Source organism: Terriglobales bacterium, assembly GCA_035561515.1.
Lineage (GTDB): Bacteria > Acidobacteriota > Terriglobia > Terriglobales > Acidobacteriaceae > DATMXP01.
On record DATMXP010000047.1, the window covers coordinates 43,226 to 57,805 of the forward strand.

15 protein-coding genes are annotated in these 14,580 nt (G+C 57.8%); 7 read left to right on the plus strand and 8 right to left on the minus strand.

What is annotated here, in order from left to right; all coding sequences use genetic code 11:
• Positions 1 to 183 precede the first annotated feature (183 nt).
• The 3 genes from VN577_21320 (at position 184) to VN577_21330 (ending at position 5,388) form a co-directional block, all read left to right on the plus strand.
• Positions 184 to 2,070: an ATP-dependent DNA helicase gene (locus tag VN577_21320; protein HWR17385.1), complete on the plus strand. Its 1,887-nt coding sequence runs from the start codon at positions 184 to 186 to the stop codon at positions 2,068 to 2,070.
• A 58-nt stretch (positions 2,071 to 2,128) separates the two neighbouring features.
• Positions 2,129 to 3,223: a tRNA dihydrouridine synthase DusB gene (gene dusB / locus VN577_21325; GenBank protein HWR17386.1), complete on the plus strand. Its 1,095-nt coding sequence runs from the start codon at positions 2,129 to 2,131 to the stop codon at positions 3,221 to 3,223.
• A 413-nt stretch (positions 3,224 to 3,636) separates the two neighbouring features.
• Entirely contained in the window at positions 3,637 to 5,388 is a 1,752-nt protein-coding gene (locus VN577_21330) for a glycoside hydrolase (GenBank protein HWR17387.1), read from the plus strand.
• Between the two features lie 108 nt (positions 5,389 to 5,496).
• Here the strand turns inward: VN577_21330 and VN577_21335 are convergent, their stop codons facing one another.
• Positions 5,497 to 6,276 (minus strand): BON domain-containing protein, encoded by a 780-nt coding sequence (locus tag VN577_21335; protein ID HWR17388.1) that lies wholly within the window; start codon positions 6,274 to 6,276, stop codon positions 5,497 to 5,499.
• 253 nt (positions 6,277 to 6,529) lie between these two features.
• Here VN577_21335 and VN577_21340 point away from each other — a divergent pair, with 253 nt between their 5' ends.
• Positions 6,530 to 7,351, plus strand: a complete 822-nt coding sequence (locus tag VN577_21340; GenBank protein HWR17389.1) for a hypothetical protein — start codon at positions 6,530 to 6,532, stop codon at positions 7,349 to 7,351.
• Here VN577_21340 and VN577_21345 read toward each other — a convergent pair.
• The gene (locus VN577_21345) at positions 7,348 to 8,028 is read right to left on the minus strand and encodes a PilZ domain-containing protein (protein ID HWR17390.1); all 681 of its coding nucleotides are present in this window, start codon (positions 8,026 to 8,028) and stop codon (positions 7,348 to 7,350) included. The genes VN577_21340 and VN577_21345 overlap by 4 nt on opposite strands.
• A gap of 126 nt (positions 8,029 to 8,154) precedes the next feature.
• On the opposite strand from VN577_21345, the gene VN577_21350 reads away from it, so the two are divergent.
• Positions 8,155 to 8,598: a hypothetical protein gene (locus VN577_21350; GenBank protein ID HWR17391.1), complete on the plus strand. Its 444-nt coding sequence runs from the start codon at positions 8,155 to 8,157 to the stop codon at positions 8,596 to 8,598.
• 29 nt (positions 8,599 to 8,627) lie between these two features.
• Here VN577_21350 and VN577_21355 read toward each other — a convergent pair whose 3' ends face one another.
• A complete protein-coding gene (locus VN577_21355; GenBank protein ID HWR17392.1) occupies positions 8,628 to 9,110 on the minus strand; it encodes a YbaK/EbsC family protein in 483 nt (160 codons plus the stop codon).
• Between the two features lie 109 nt (positions 9,111 to 9,219).
• Entirely contained in the window at positions 9,220 to 10,368 is a 1,149-nt protein-coding gene (locus tag VN577_21360) for a hypothetical protein (protein ID HWR17393.1), read from the minus strand.
• On the opposite strand from VN577_21360, the gene VN577_21365 reads away from it, so the two are divergent.
• Positions 10,367 to 11,254, plus strand: coding sequence for a cyclase family protein (locus VN577_21365; GenBank protein ID HWR17394.1), 888 nt, complete (start codon positions 10,367 to 10,369; stop codon positions 11,252 to 11,254). The two genes, VN577_21360 and VN577_21365, sit on opposite strands and share 2 nt — an antisense overlap.
• A 42-nt stretch (positions 11,255 to 11,296) precedes the next feature.
• Positions 11,297 to 11,668 (plus strand): cupin domain-containing protein, encoded by a 372-nt coding sequence (locus VN577_21370; protein HWR17395.1) that lies wholly within the window; start codon positions 11,297 to 11,299, stop codon positions 11,666 to 11,668.
• Positions 11,669 to 11,680: 12 nt separating this feature from the next.
• Here VN577_21370 and VN577_21375 read toward each other — a convergent pair whose 3' ends face one another.
• Genes VN577_21375 through moaC form a run of 4 tightly spaced genes read right to left on the minus strand, consistent with a single transcriptional unit; the run spans position 11,681 to position 14,574 of the window.
• On the minus strand, positions 11,681 to 12,859 hold the full coding sequence (locus tag VN577_21375) for a phosphodiester glycosidase family protein (GenBank protein ID HWR17396.1): 1,179 nt from the start codon (positions 12,857 to 12,859) through the stop codon (positions 11,681 to 11,683).
• Positions 12,856 to 13,353: a MogA/MoaB family molybdenum cofactor biosynthesis protein gene (locus VN577_21380; GenBank protein HWR17397.1), complete on the minus strand. Its 498-nt coding sequence runs from the start codon at positions 13,351 to 13,353 to the stop codon at positions 12,856 to 12,858. The genes VN577_21375 and VN577_21380 overlap by 4 nt, the downstream gene beginning before the upstream one ends.
• Before the next feature lie 3 nt (positions 13,354 to 13,356).
• The gene (locus VN577_21385; GenBank protein ID HWR17398.1) at positions 13,357 to 14,097 is read right to left on the minus strand and encodes a DUF4388 domain-containing protein; all 741 of its coding nucleotides are present in this window, start codon (positions 14,095 to 14,097) and stop codon (positions 13,357 to 13,359) included.
• 6 nt (positions 14,098 to 14,103) lie between these two features.
• The gene (moaC, locus tag VN577_21390; protein ID HWR17399.1) at positions 14,104 to 14,574 is read right to left on the minus strand and encodes a cyclic pyranopterin monophosphate synthase MoaC; all 471 of its coding nucleotides are present in this window, start codon (positions 14,572 to 14,574) and stop codon (positions 14,104 to 14,106) included.
• Positions 14,575 to 14,580: the final 6 nt, after the last annotated feature.

Genomic DNA, 14,580 nt, shown 5'->3' on the forward strand with positions numbered 1-14,580 from the left:
CGAGTTGCACAAAAATAGGAGAACCGGCCGATATCGCGTTCTCCCAACAGCTATTATAGATATTCACTCACCTTGGCGACTCCGTCCCAACCCGCGACGTTTACCCTGCACGGCTTTTTTGCGCCGGGAGGGCTGCTTTCGCGTGCGCATCCGGCGTACGAATACCGACGTGGGCAGCTGGAAATGGCGAAGGCCGTTGAGCAGGCGCTCGAAGAGAAGCGCCACCTGATCGTGGAGGCCGGAACAGGCACGGGCAAGACATTGGCGTACCTGTTGCCGTCGTTGCGATCGGGCAAGCGGGTGATCATCTCCACCGGCACGAAGAACCTGCAAGAGCAGCTTTTCTATAAAGACGTTCCGTTTCTTCAAAAGCACCTGGGCGAGTTGAAAGTCTGCTACATGAAAGGGCGGAACAACTATCTGTGCCGGAAGAAGCTGTACGAACTCGCGGACCAGCCGATCCTGAGCGGGCTGGAGGAAATCGATCACTTCCGCGCGATCGTCGATTGGGACAAGACGACCACGACCGGCGACAAGGCCGAACTGGCGGTGCTGCCGGAGTCGTCGCAGGTATGGGACAAACTGGATGCTCGTGCCGACACCTGCATCGGCCAGAAGTGTACGTATTTTGACCGGTGCTTTATCACCGAGATGCGGCGCAAGGCCCTGGAGAGCGACATCATCATCGTGAACCACCATCTGTTTTTCGCGGACCTGGCGATCAAGATGGCGGCCGATGAGGCTCCGGACGTGGGCGTGCTGCCCGATGCGGCGGCGGTGATCTTCGACGAGGCGCATGAGCTGGAGGAAGTGGCGTCAAGCTACTTTGGGGTGGGCGTAAGCACGGCGCGGATCGAGGAACTGGCACGCGATACGGAAAACGCGGTGATCAAGGCGAAGGCGATGTCCGCGTCGATGACGCAGGCATTGAAGTCGTTGAGAGAGCGCTCGCAGTTCTTCTTTGCGCTGCTGCCGGAGAATGACAATCGGTTTGCGTTCGAAGGGCGTCGCGACTTTCTGGAGCACAACGGAGACGAGTATCTGGGATTGCAGAATGCCATCGGGCGTATTGCGGCGGAGCTGGAGCTGGTGAAACCGATCCCGGAAGAGGCGCAATCGCTAAGCCGCAGGGCGAAGGAGATGCAGATGCAACTCGGCTTCCTGATGGAAACCGAGGACCGGAATACGGTGTTCTGGATTGAGCGTCGAGGCGGATTTAAGAACGGGACGCAGAGGGGCCGCAAGCCAGAACGGAATCCGTTAAGCCGGCAGCATGTCTTTCTCCAGGCGACGCCAATTGATGTGTCGGCGATCTTGCGGCAGGTGTTGTTTGAGAGGCTGGACACGGCGATCCTCACATCGGCGACGCTTGCTGTCGGTGGCGGTTTTGAGTATCTGCGCCGGCGATTGGGCGTGGACAACGCACGCGAGCTGATTGTGACTTCGCACTTCGACTACGAGGCGCAGGCGCTGTTGTACATCCCGCCGGATTTGCCGGAACCGAATGCACCGCATTTTGCTGCCAAGGCGTCGAATACCATTCGCCGGATTCTCGAGCGTTCGCAGGGACGCGCCTTCGTGCTGTTCACCAGCTACGCGCAGATGCGTGAAGTGCACGACCGTTTGCTGGGTGAACTGGAGTATCCGATGCTGTTGCAGGGTACAGCCCCAAAGACGGCGCTGCTGGAGGAATTTCGGACTACGCCCAACTGCGTGTTGTTTGCGACGTCGTCGTTCTGGCAGGGTGTCGATGTGCAGGGCGAACAGTTGAGTTGCGTCATCATCGACCGCCTGCCGTTTGCGGTGCCGAGCGATCCGGTGGTCAAAGCGCGTGTGGATGCGATCAATGACGATGGCGGAAACGCCTTCTATGACTACCAGGTGCCGTCGGCGGTCATTACGCTGAAGCAGGGTTTTGGACGGCTGATCCGGTCGTTGAACGATCGTGGCGTGCTGGCGCTGCTGGACAATCGGATTCTGAAAAAGCCCTACGGCAAAGTCTTCCTAAGCAGCCTGCCTCCCTACAGGCGAACCACAAATTTGAGCGACGTGGAAGCGTTCTTCTCGTAACTTCCGGATATCTCTTTCATTCCAGTAGGGCAAGGCCACCGCAGGTTAAAATGGGAGTGTGCGCAAGTACTGGGAAACTCCGCTTTCTACGCCGCCCGCTCCTCCCCAGGCCCGGGTGCCGGAGTCGTTCCATATCGGAAACGTGCGCATTGCTCCAGCCACGGTGCTCGCGCCGATGGCCGGCGTCACCGACACCGTTTTCCGACGCTTCATCCGCAACGTAAACCTCAAGCCCTCCGACGACCACCTGCTCACCGGACGGGAGTCCGGATGCGGGCTCATTATGACGGAGTTCACCTCGGCGGACGGCGTGGCTCGCTCGCGGGTGGCCAAGGCAAAACGCTATCTCGCGTTTTACCCCGATGAGCATCCCATTTCCGCCCAACTCTTTGGATCGAACCCGGAGACAATGGCGGACGCCGCGCGTCTCTGCCAAGACTTCGGCTTCGACATCGTGGACCTTAACCTCGGGTGCCCCGCCAAGCGCGTGGTGAAGTGCAACGGGGGCAGCGGATTGCTGCGCGACCTTCCGCAAATCGGGAAGATTTTTGAAGCCATCCGCAAGGCCGTGACGATTCCATTTACGGTGAAGTTCCGCGCCGGGTGGAATGACAGCGAAATCGTTTGCGTGGAGTTGGCGAAATTAGCTGAAAGCTGTGGACTGCAAGCAGTCGCCCTTCACGCGCGTACCCGCGAACAGGGCTATGCCGGAAATGCGCGCTGGGAGTGGATTCAGCATGTGAAGGAAGCGGTGAAGGTCCCAGTCATCGGCAATGGTGACATCCGCTGCCCCGAAGATGCCGCCACCATGGTTGCGCAGACCGGGTGCGATGCCGTCATGATCGGGCGCACAGCCGCGTCCAATCCGTGGATTTTCCGCCAGATTGCACAGTACAACGAAACCGGGCGCTACGATGAACCGACCGAAGCCGACCGCTATAACATGATCCGGACTTATTTCGAAATGCTGATCGCCGAAGGTAACGGCGGCGGTGTCGGCAAAATGAAACAGTTCGTCTCCTGGTTCACTCACGGCGTGCGCAACGGCAGCCAATTGCGCGCAGCCGTTTATGAAAAGCATAACGAGAACGAAATCCTCGACAACGTGAACCGGTTCTTCGAATCCATCCTCAGCACTCCTGCCCCGTTGTAATCATGTGCAGCAGATCGCAGATTTGCTGAAAAAGCCTGAAGCAAATTTGCGAACAGTTGCACCACGCCTGTGGCGAATCCCCGTTGTGCGGAAAAACTGGCTACGAACGCCGTGTTTCACCTTGACTTGCTAAAACTCCAGTGGTAACTAGTTTCGTCCTTGCGCATTGTTGTCGCCGCGAACAATCTACCGCTCGCGCGATGTGCAGGTCCAAAGCTTGAGTGTTCGGCGAATTGTCTGTCTGTAGCGGGAGCTGCAAATCAGCTGAATCTGCATAACTGAACCTCCGTCGGAAAGGAACCAAATTAGCCTCATGAACAAGCATCGCGATTCTGTTAGGCGCCGCCGCGGAGATTTAGTTCGTCTGTCAAACAATCGTGTGAGTTAACTGTTCACTAGAGAGGAACACGACCATGAGCAGTGTCCGTAAAGCCGTTGTCATCGCCTTTCTGTTGCTGCTGGTACCTGCTGCGTTTGCACAGGCCACCGGCGCAATCGATTTCACCTCGAATCTGCAGCGCATAGACGGATTTGGCGCTGCCATCGCATTTCAGCGTAGCAACCTGATGCACGGCTTAACGGGCCTGACGCCGGAGAACCAGGCAAGGTTGATGGACCTACTGTTCAGTCAAAAGCGCGGCATCGGGCTCAGCATCGTACGTTTGGGCGTGGGCTCTTCGCCAACTGCGGAACCCTACGACAGCATGCACTCCATTCAGCCAGTCGATCCAGGCGGACCAGATGCTCCACCGCAGTATGTATGGAACCACGACGATGATGGCCAGGTGTGGGTCTCGACCCAGGCGTCTTTGTACGGCGTGCGGCGTTTCCTGGCGTCGCCATGGAGCGCGCCCGGTTACATGAAAACCAATGGTACAGACAAGAACGGCGGGAGTCTGTGCGGGCTGACGGGGACTACTTGCGCGAGTGGTGACTGGCGGCAGGCGTATGCCAACTACCTCGCACAGTACCTTAAGTTCTACCAGCAGGAAGGCCTGCAGATCACGGACTTCTCGCTGCAGAACGAACTGAACTTCACGGCGACCTACGCGTCCATGCGGTACACAACCGGACAGGCGGTCGAGATGATCAAGATTCTCGGCCCGACGATCAAGGCAGCAAGCCCGACCACCAACATTGTTTGTTGCGAACCAGCACAATGGAACTCAGGACCGGCATACAACAGCGCGATCCTTGCCGATCCCGTGGCAAGCAGCTATACGGACATTTTTGCCGGACATGAATACGGCAGCGCTGCGAGAACGCCTTATGCCGGGGGTAAGACAGTCTGGATGACCGAATGGGGTTTGAACGGAAGCACTTGGAACGCCGCCTGGGATCTGAATGAAACGCAGTCGCGAGCTTTTGTGCTGGCGAACGACATCATGGATGCTCTGAGACTTGGAAATATCAATGCCTATGTCTATTGGGTCGCAGGTTCACTAGGCGCGACTAGGGCGTTTGTTCAGATTCCCAATCCAGGCCCTGACTTCGTGGTTTCCAAGCGGCTGTACGCGATGGGAGCGTTCAGCAAGTTCATCCGGCCGAATGCATACCGAGTGTCGGCGAACACAACCAACAGCAATGTGAAGATCACGGCCTTCCGGAATGCCAGCGGCAGCAAGGTGATCGAGATCATCAACAATGCAACTACCCCAATTCAGGGTACCTATACATTGGACGCGGGCTCAGCCGATGCCGTTCCCACGACCTATGTGTCGGACGAGACACACGACATTGGGGAAGTAGGAAATGCGACCATCAGCGGTACAACGTTGACAGTGACCCTGCCGCGGCGCTCTCTCACGACGATTGTTCTGCCGCCGCAAAATATTGAGGGCACTGAGCAACTGGCCGCGACCACGACCCTGAGCAAATTCGGTGATGGCACGTATCAGGCAACAGTGAAGATCACGAACAAGGGAACCGGCACGATCGAGAATGTGTCGCTAACGTCGGCACTCCTGGGCGCCGCCACCGGGACGACCTTACCGGAATCGGAACTGCCGCAGTCGCTGGGCAGCATCGCGCCCGGAGGATACATGACGACCAGCGTCACATTCCCCGCCAGCGCTGGCCCGTCAGGTTCGGCGTCGGTAGCCCGATTCACCGGCACGTATGACGGCGGAACCTTTTCCACCGGCCTGCGCGTCATGCTGCCCTAGTTAAAGTACGTCTACTACTTAGCCCAGCCCTATTCGGCTGGGCTTTTTCTCGGAAAAGAAAAAGGCACCGCCTGGCGGAGCGGTGCCTTCGCATTGCCTGACGCGCGCTTACCTGACGGCCACCTGATTGGGTGTAGTCAGATGGTTCTCGACGGAAAATCCGCCGAAGACCTGTCCGGCGCGCATTCCGGCAATCGTCTTGTCAAATTCCGAATCGACCTTTCCGTACAAGCCGATCTTGCCGCGATCCACGATGATCTTGATCGGCCGAACCGGATCCAACGCGTACTTCGAGAGCGAGTTGTCGCCGTAGATCGCTCGATACAAGCGAGCCCGGAGCTGGTCGTCGTAGGGCGAAGCCGGCAGAACGTTCAGGTTATTCACCACTTCCTTCACGCCCTTCATGCTCTGTGCTTCGGCCAAAGCCGAGTTGTACGCCGGGTAGTCCATCACCTGTCCGCTGAGCGTCACCACGCCATCCTTCACCGCCAGGTGAATGGCATTAAACGCGTTGTCTGCCCAGCCTACCCGGTCGTGGGCCAGCCTCTTCGAAAGCTGGTTAAACAGCTCCGAGTCGGGAACAGTTGACGTGACTTCGATCAGGTTACGAACGCCGTTAACCTGCTTCGAGCTCTTGCGAACCTGTTTCGCGGCATCGAGTTTGTCCTTAAGGGTTTGTACCTTTCCGGTCAGGGTCACAATGCCGTCTTCCACCGTGGAACGGACGTTCTGGAAATCAGAATCCTTCTCCAGCTTCTGCACCACGCTGGCCTGAATCTCCGAATCGTAGCGACCGGCGGCAGTCGTGCTCGCCTGGGCCACTGGGCCGAGCGTCATCAGAGCCGCCAGAGCGACGACGGGAGCCATGTTCTTCCATTTGTCTTTCATGGTCGTCATCCTCCTAACTAACCAGTTGGTTAGTCACATCTTGTTAGATGTAACCCGGTGCCAAAAGATTCGACTCGCAGCCCCGAATCGGGGGTTCCGCTTTGCGACGGGCTCACCATTTTTAGACATTTCCCCTGGCTTAAATTGTCAATTTGAGATGCGATTTCGTCCCCTCGACTAGCAGAATCAATCACTTAGCTGTGGCGAGCTGTATGCAGCTAAAACCCGAAAGGAGCTCGTCTGAGGTGTGCATATGAGCAATGGTGAGAACCCGGTCGATCACGGCCTGCTCTTCTTCTACGTTTGCTTTGCGAAGTTCATGGGCATTGAGTGCCCGTTCCAAGACTTGAAATCTCAAAGCGAAGCGCAGGCCACCCAGTTTGTCAGCAAAATCGACCAGCGCACCACACCGGTTGATCTCCGGCGATTCCTCCAGCAGGAAACGAAGCTAGGCGAGCCCGTCCTACGCCTTTTGGCGAAACACTTTCTTCACCAGCACGCTTCGGACAAGCTCTTCCTTGTGGTTGCCGAATACCTGTATACGGCATCACCCGAGTGGTTCCACAGCCAGGCGACCGTCTCGATGGCGGAGGTGGCCGAGGTTCTGGAGCCGGTTCTTGGACAAGCAGGCGAGCTGCCCGCCTGGACACCGGAGTTGGAGAAGCTGATCGAGGAGCTATCGGCGTATGAACATCTCCACGACCTTGCACGTTTCGACCTTTTCGACCGCGGCCGCAAACTGAAAGCCAGAGTTTCCGCCGCGGGCATGAACACCATGGGCCTGGTGACGTTTGCGCGTTTCAACTATCTGCTTCGAAAAACGTTCAGCCGCTTATGGGACGCCGAAGTGTGGTGGATTGAGCAGGCGCTGATCGAGTTGGAATCCCGGGCGGAGTTCTTTATCGATTGCAGCGAGATCGGGCTCTCCCCGATCGTGCCGACGAACGAGCTGTTCGAAATGGTATGCGAGTGGAAGCGTCCCTCGTTCAACGATTACGCAAACGACGTCACATATCAGAAGGTGCAGAAGATCCGGCAAATTTTGGAAACAGCGCTTCTGCCGGAACCGGCTTAGGAAAGCGCTTCCAGCCGCATACCCAGCCACTCGCAGAGCTTTTCACGGTTCGACGTAGAAACGGACTCAAAGCGGAGTCCGGCCCGGCCCATCGCGTCTTTCCAGACAACAATCGCGCGCAGGTCGAACTCTGGTTGCACCCCTGGAAGCGAAAAGCGAGCCTTCACCAGCCCGTTGATCTGAAGCTCTCGCTCGGACTTAAGCGCCATCCCGCCTTCGCTGATATTCATGGCAGTCGCGCGAATGAGCGTCGTCTCGTCGGGGCTGATCTCGACCGTGGTGTCCAACGGGCAGCGAAAATAGCGGCGGCGCTCCTGCATGATGAGGCCGTAAGCGGCGCGAAGACTGCTGCGCGCACTCTCCAGCGTTATCGGTTTTTGCAGTGCCAAATTAGCGCCACGGTCAAACGCGGCCGGCAAACCCATGTCGCTCGATACGATCGCGAACGTTAACGACCGCACGTTGCTAGGTGATTTGCGGATGGACTCCAGGAAGTCCGGCGCGCCTTGCACATCGCAATCAACGATGAGTGCGTCAAATTTGTGGTCCCGAATGTCCTCGGACGCCCAGGAAGCGCTCGAATATAGCTCCACACCAATGCCCAGATCCTGAAGTGCCTGTTGGAACACTTCGGTTAAGTCTTGGTCTTCGGTGAGTAACAACGAGCGGACGTCCATTGCTTTGAATAGTAGCTCAATTTGACGATAACTGCCTGAGTACTAAAGTGAGGATGCGAAATCCGAAACATGCCCATGGAGAACGAATTCCGTCCAGCACGCTACAATACGAATATGGTGAGAAGGATGCTGTTCCTCTTCGTCGCCTTGCTTGCGGTGGGCTACCTGCCCGCTCAGCAGGCGAAAACGCCACCTCAACCGCCAAAACCCGAAGTGCCTGTGATTTCCGGCGACTTGGGAGAGTGCTCCGCCGCGATCCGAGTTACCGATTCACGCCAGAAGCCGGTTTCTAACGCAAAGGTTGCCATCGAGATTCGATACGGGTTCGCGGGATTTCGCAGAACGACCCTGGAAATTTACACGAATTCCGATGGGCGGGCGTTGGTGAAAGGCCTGCCCGAAAACCCGCGTACCCCGCTAACCTTTGAGGTCTCCTACCAGGGACGCACCACCGCGCTCGTGGTGGATACAGAGCGCCGTTGCCAAGGCGAATACACGTCGGTGCTGCCGGATCGTCCGCGTCCGGTCGAGAAGGAATCCGAACCGGAAGAATCCAGCGACTCGGAATAGGAGCAGGCGGGGCGGCCTACTCCTGTTCTTCAGGCCATGGTACGAATCGGTCGCAGAGCGAATCGTCCCACGATGGGATTCACCACGCGCTCGAAATCCTCGTACTTCATGCGTGCCAGCTCGTTATGAGTGCCCGCGTTAAAGGAGATTTCCTTATCTTCCGCCAGCCGCTCTTCCACGTATACCGGCACGCCGTAGAGATTGCCGAAGGGTGGCATCGCGCCTAAATCGCAATCGGGAAACCTCATTTCGAAATCGGTTTCCGCCGCCAGGCAGACTGATTTCGCCCCGCTCAGTCGTTTCATCGCCGCCAGGTCCAGTTGGCACGAAGCCGGCAACACCGCCATGGCGAGCTGAGTATCCAGCTTCACCATAACTGTTTTTGCCATTTCATTGCCGGAGACGTGTGCGTAGGCTGCCGTCCCTTGGGCCGTGTATGACGTTGGGTGGACGATGGTTGAGTAGTAGATATGGTTGGTGTCGAGGAATTCTTTGACTCTGCTCGCTCGCATATTACTCCCCCTTCGGGTTTCGGGAGTGCCGGGTCGGCCGAAGCGGGAGATACGATGATATGGCTGATACATCGTGTCTCTTCGAACTCCGGCCCAGACGGGAAGCAGTTCACTCCAGTACGAAGATGTTCTTCTTCGCGCACATTTCCTTCAGGATCTTCGGCCACACCGTCACGCTGACCTCCCCTAAATGCGCCTTGCGCAACAGGAGCATGAGCGTGCGCGACTGGCCGATTCCGCCTCCGATCGAAAGCGGGATAAGGTTGTTGATAATCGCCTGGTGGTACGGGAATTTCAGGTTATCCAGCAGGTTTGTCATTTCGAGCTGCTTGCGAAGCGTGTCGGCAGTCACGCGGATGCCCATCGACGAAAGCCTGTGTCGACGATGCGTAACGGGGTTCCACACCAGGATGTCACCATTGAGACCGTGCGTTTCCTTGCCGCTTTCGGCGCTGGTATCGGTGATCCAGTCGTCGTAATCGGCCGCGCGGTTCTCGTGTGGATAGCCGTCCTTCAATGGCCAGCCGATGCCGATGATGAAGATTGCCGGCGCATATTCGCGGAGGACCCTGGTCTCGCGCTCTTTCCGCGGAAGGCCGGGATACATCTCCAGGATGTCTTCGGCATGCAGGAAGGTCAGCTCGTCGGGCAGGTTCGGATAGCGAGGGTCTCTGAGCTGCGGGAACATCTCCTGCGCGAACTGCTCCGCGCTCGTGATCACTTTCCAAAGGCGGCGCACCACGAGTTCCAGGAAACGCAAACTTCTCTGATCGGATGAGATCGCGCGCTCCCAATCCCACTGGTCTACGCAGCAGGAATGGTCGTGATCAAGGAAGTAGTCCTTCCGGACCGCTCGCATATCCGTGCAGATGCCCTCTCCCAAACCGCATTTGAACTGCTTCAATGCCGCCCTCTTCCACTTGGTCGCGGCCTGTACGACCTGGGCATCGATGGAATTCTTGCCATGGTCGTTTGCAATATGGAACTGAATGGGCGTGTGCGACCCGTCGCGGTCGAGCATGTCGTTGATGCCGGACTCGACATCCACGATTAAGGGCACCTGAACCATCAACAGGTTCAGTTCCCGGCAGAGGTTGTCTTCGATATAGCGGCGCAGGTGATGAATCGCTTCCTGCGTCTCGCGGATATTCAAGATGGATTTGTAATCCCTGGGCAGTACCTTTTCCAGCTCGGCGTAGTCCGCAATGTCTGTGCCGGCTAGATCGGGTTTTTTCTCGAGAACGGCGGTGGTTGACATGCTGGACGCTCCTTGGGAACAAGGCCTGTTCCACATTGAGCGGCTCCGGCGGGTGAGCCGTTACGAGGCAAGCAAACCACACGGCCTGAATGGACGCAGTTACACGGGTCACGTGATGTTGTGCCGAGAGGCGCACGGAGGAGTGAGCATCGCGGGCAAAAGACAGAAGGGGGCGCCATTCGGACGAAAAGTCTCTACAGTTCCGCGAGAACGCGATACTCTGGATGGCAGGCTCATGATAATCGATCTGTCCCACCGGCTTGAAGACGGAATGCCAGCGTATCCCGGCCTGCCAACGCCGAGATTCAAGAAGTTCATGTCGCACGACCAACCTGCCCAGCAAACTCAATATGCTGAGGGCACCAGCTTCGAAATTGCCCAGTACGAGTTCGGCGGCAACACTGGCACCTATGTTGACGCGCCTTTTCACCGGCATCGCACGGGAGATGACTTCGGGCGTTTGCCACTGAGCAAACTGGTGAACCTCCCCGGAGTGCTTGTGCGCACGAACGGCGACGGCCCGATTGGGGCTGAGTACTTCCGCAACATCGACGTGGACGCCAAGGCCGTTCTGATTCGAACTGACTGGTCAAAGCGGTGGGGGAAGGACTACTTCAAGTCCGGGCCGTACGTTACGGCTGATGCCTGCGATGTTCTGGTGCAAGGTGGTGCGACGCTGGTGGGCATCGATTGCGCGAATATCGACAACATGCAGGATCCCGCGCGTCCGGCCCACACTATCCTGTTGGCCGCCGGCATTCCGATCGTGGAGCACCTGCGCTCGCTCGACAAGCTTTGCAGCAAAAACTTCCGGTTCTTTGCTGCTCCTCCGGCCATTGCCGGTGGAACATCGTTTCCCGTGCGGGCTTTCGCGATTTGCGAGTGATTTTCTTCGCGTCCGCCGGGTCTATAGCGTCATCTGATTCGTATGGAAAAGGTGAATATCGCGCAGAAGCTGTCGCTGTTTTCCGACTATTACTCCCCCAAGGTTGTCGGCGAACTGAATGACGCTCACGTGAAGCTGGTGAAGGTGAAAGGCGAGTTTGTCTGGCACCACCACGACCGTGAAGACGAGATGTTCTTCATCATCAAGGGCTCGCTCCGGATGAAGTACTTTGACGGCGACAACGAGCGCGAAACCGTGGTGAACGAGGGCGAGTTCATCATTGTGCCGCGCGGCGTGGAACACAAACCTGTGGCCGACGACGAAGTTCACATTATGCTGCTGGAGCCGAAGTCGACCCTGAACACGGGCAATGTGAAGAACGAGCGCACGGTGGAAGAGTTACAGAGGATCTAGTCAGCTTCAATTCTAGTCAGCTTCAATTACGAACGCGTTGCCGCGTCCGCGTTCCCTGCCGTCGGATGGGGAATTCACAATCTGCACCGATTTTGCATTGGAGTCGCCGGCGATCGCCATCACGCTGGATCCGCCGCCATCGGTGTTCATGGCGACCTGGCAACCGAGTTCCACCATCAGGTCGGCGAGTTCTTCCAGGTTCATGCCGACGCTCAGCTTCGGCTGGCGTCCGTCCACTACGGTGAAAATCACTTCTTGCTGGTTGTAGCAGACGGCGGTTCGCGGATGCCGCTTCCGGAGATTCTCCCCGGGCTCACCTTCGACTGACCTTTTTCCATCACGCACTAGAACCGGGAATCCGCCAATGGCGTGGTGTACGGGTCTTCCCTCTACTGTCGCCGTGATCTTCACTTTGACGCGATCGTTCCGCCGGATCTTCGCCAACGTTGTGTCCTTCGGCAGAACGACAGTGAGTGCGTCTCTCGGAACCAGAGTGTCAGTTCTGGCGTCGTTTAAGCTCGTCACTCGGCCAGCAATCTCGCGATCTATCGGAAGCGGTCCTGTCACGGAAAGTCGCCCGACAACGAACGACTGCACCGGAATTCCGGTGGTTAGTTGTGATCGAAACTCGCTGGTCAGCAGCAACCCTGCTTCCGGGCGGCCCAGTGGTTTGTTCATGTTCGCAAGCTGGAACTTTGCGTGACCTGCCCGTACTCTGACGTCGAACTTAGGCAGCCCAATTACCGGCTCTCCGTTTTTGGCGAGTGCGATAACCGGCCACTTCCCATTTGCGCCGGTCCAGATATGTCCATCTACAACCGACAAGCCGATGGAGACACCCATGTTGCCTGGGGTTGTGAAGTCGTAATCACCGTTGACTACGGCAATCACCTTCTTGCCCTGCGCCGTTTCGCGGTTTGCGAGCACCGTCGGACGTTCGCGGACCATCTGTCCCGATTCATTCCGGGCGGCAACGGCCCGAATGTGCGCCTTCGAATTGCGCTTCACTCGCAGCACGTGAATAGACCACGGCTCGCCCTGTGGTGTTGAGCGGCAGAGTTGCCGATAAGTAACATCCGCCGCGAGCGTCCGTTCGGAGGCGACGCAGGTGTGCTCCTGGGCCGGAACTGCTACCTGTGTGTAAACGGATAAGGGAAAGAGGAGGAGAGCAAACGAAAGGAATCGTCTCATCGTTTTGCAGCCGATGCCTCGCCGTGACCCGTCTTGCCCTGGAGCAAGTCGATCATGTGCGGCAGCAGATCGAGCACCGCTTCAAGCGACTCGACCGCGCCCTTCGGACTGCCGGGCAAATTCAGGATCAGCGTGTTACCACGGGTGCCGCACAGACCGCGGCTCAACGCAGCGAGCGGGGTATGCTTCAGCCCCTGCGCCCGCATCTGCTCGGAAACACCTTCAATGAGTTTCTCGCAGACCTCCCGCGTAACCTCCGGCGTGATGTCCCGATGTGCGATGCCGGTTCCGCCGCTGGTCACAACCAGGTTGGCGCGGGGCACTGCGTCGAGAATGGCGTCCTTGATCTGCGCCCGCTCATCCGGAACAATTGCGCTCCCCTGGATGTGAAAGCCGGCAGCGTCGAGCCGGTCTGCAACCGCCGGACCGGAAAGGTCTTCGCGATCACCGGCAAACGCCGAGTCGCTCACCGTGATTACAATCGCTGTGCGCATTCGCTATTCTGCCTCTTCCGCGTCGCGGTTCGCTTCATCGAGCAGCCGCAAGCCTTCCATCAGCAACCCTTGTGTTGATCGCGTCACCGTCTGCTCGCTGCTCTGGCCTTCGAAGTCGATCAGGAAGTTCCCGGCTGTCCAGGTCAGGACTTTGTACACGGCCTCGTCGCCCTTCAGGTCGCCATAAGTGCCGTGATTGATCTGTCCCTCGGTGAAATAGAGCTCGCAGCGCTCACCGGCATTCGTCAATTGCAGCGAGCATGTCTTGCGGCCGAGTTCCAGCGACTGCAGCAGATCGATGACGTTCATCTGCGCAAGCGATCCGCGCAGAACCGTCTCGCCGGGGGCGTCCTTCGCCATCTTCTCCAGGGCGATCTTGTCGAGCACGCGCTTGACGCGCGCCACGGCTTCCTTGACGAAGAACGGCTTCTCGACAATGTCCTCGACCGAGTCCTGCATACCGCGTAGTTTCTCCGCGATATCAACACGCGTCGCCAACACGATGACAGGAATTCTCGATGTCGCCGGCTGCGTCTTCAGCTTCTGCACGAGCTGGCGTCCATCCAAACCGGGCATGTTGTAGTCGGTGATGATCAGGTCAGGCTGACTCTGCTCGGCAGCGGAGAGCGCGTCGTCGCCGTTGTCAGCAACGGTGACCGGCGCCAGTTCCGCCAGTTCATGACGAAGCAGTCCCATGATCATGGGATTGTCATCCACCAGCAAGATTTTCAGGTTTCCAGCCATCGTTGATCAGCGTTTGCGGCGGTAGTCGCCGCTTTTGCCACCGGACTTCTTCTCCAGCACAACCTGCCGGATCTCGATTCCCTTATCGAGCGCCTTGCACATGTCATACACCGTGAGGGCGGCGACACTGGCGGCGACCAGGGCTTCCATCTCCACGCCTGTAACCGAGGTGGTCGTTACTTCCGAAGCAATAGCCACGCCATCGTCGCATAGCCGCATAGTGACGTCAACGTGCGAAAGCGGCAGCGGATGACACATCGGTATCAGGTCGGAAGTGCGCTTCGCAGCCATGATGCCCGCCAACCTCGCGACTTCCAGCGGGTCGCCCTTGGGATTCTTCGGCAGTGCCTTCAGTACCGCCGGAGACAACGCTACAAATGCGCTCGCTTCGGCGGTCCGCTTCGTGACCTTCTTGGCAGACACATCCACCATCGAGGCACGGCCGCTCTTGTCGTAATGGGAAAGCTTTTTCTTCATGATGAT

Coding starts and splice junctions, on each gene's coding strand:
- VN577_21320 (HWR17385.1), top strand. CDS start 184: ATGGCGAAGGCCGTTGAGCAGGCGCTCGAAGAGAAGCGCCACCTGATC.
- VN577_21330 (HWR17387.1), top strand. CDS start 3,637: ATGAGCAGTGTCCGTAAAGCCGTTGTCATCGCCTTTCTGTTGCTGCTG.
- VN577_21335 (HWR17388.1), bottom strand. CDS start 6,276: ATGAAAGACAAATGGAAGAACATGGCTCCCGTCGTCGCTCTGGCGGCT.
- VN577_21340 (HWR17389.1), top strand. CDS start 6,530: ATGAGCAATGGTGAGAACCCGGTCGATCACGGCCTGCTCTTCTTCTAC.
- VN577_21345 (HWR17390.1), bottom strand. CDS start 8,028: ATGGACGTCCGCTCGTTGTTACTCACCGAAGACCAAGACTTAACCGAA.
- VN577_21350 (HWR17391.1), top strand. CDS start 8,155: ATGCTGTTCCTCTTCGTCGCCTTGCTTGCGGTGGGCTACCTGCCCGCT.
- VN577_21355 (HWR17392.1), bottom strand. CDS start 9,110: ATGCGAGCGAGCAGAGTCAAAGAATTCCTCGACACCAACCATATCTAC.
- VN577_21365 (HWR17394.1), top strand. CDS start 10,367: ATGCTGGACGCTCCTTGGGAACAAGGCCTGTTCCACATTGAGCGGCTC.
- VN577_21360 (HWR17393.1), bottom strand. CDS start 10,368: ATGTCAACCACCGCCGTTCTCGAGAAAAAACCCGATCTAGCCGGCACA.
- VN577_21370 (HWR17395.1), top strand. CDS start 11,297: ATGGAAAAGGTGAATATCGCGCAGAAGCTGTCGCTGTTTTCCGACTAT.
- VN577_21375 (HWR17396.1), bottom strand. CDS start 12,859: ATGAGACGATTCCTTTCGTTTGCTCTCCTCCTCTTTCCCTTATCCGTT.
- VN577_21380 (HWR17397.1), bottom strand. CDS start 13,353: ATGCGCACAGCGATTGTAATCACGGTGAGCGACTCGGCGTTTGCCGGT.
- VN577_21385 (HWR17398.1), bottom strand. CDS start 14,097: ATGGCTGGAAACCTGAAAATCTTGCTGGTGGATGACAATCCCATGATC.
- moaC (HWR17399.1), bottom strand. CDS start 14,574: ATGAAGAAAAAGCTTTCCCATTACGACAAGAGCGGCCGTGCCTCGATG.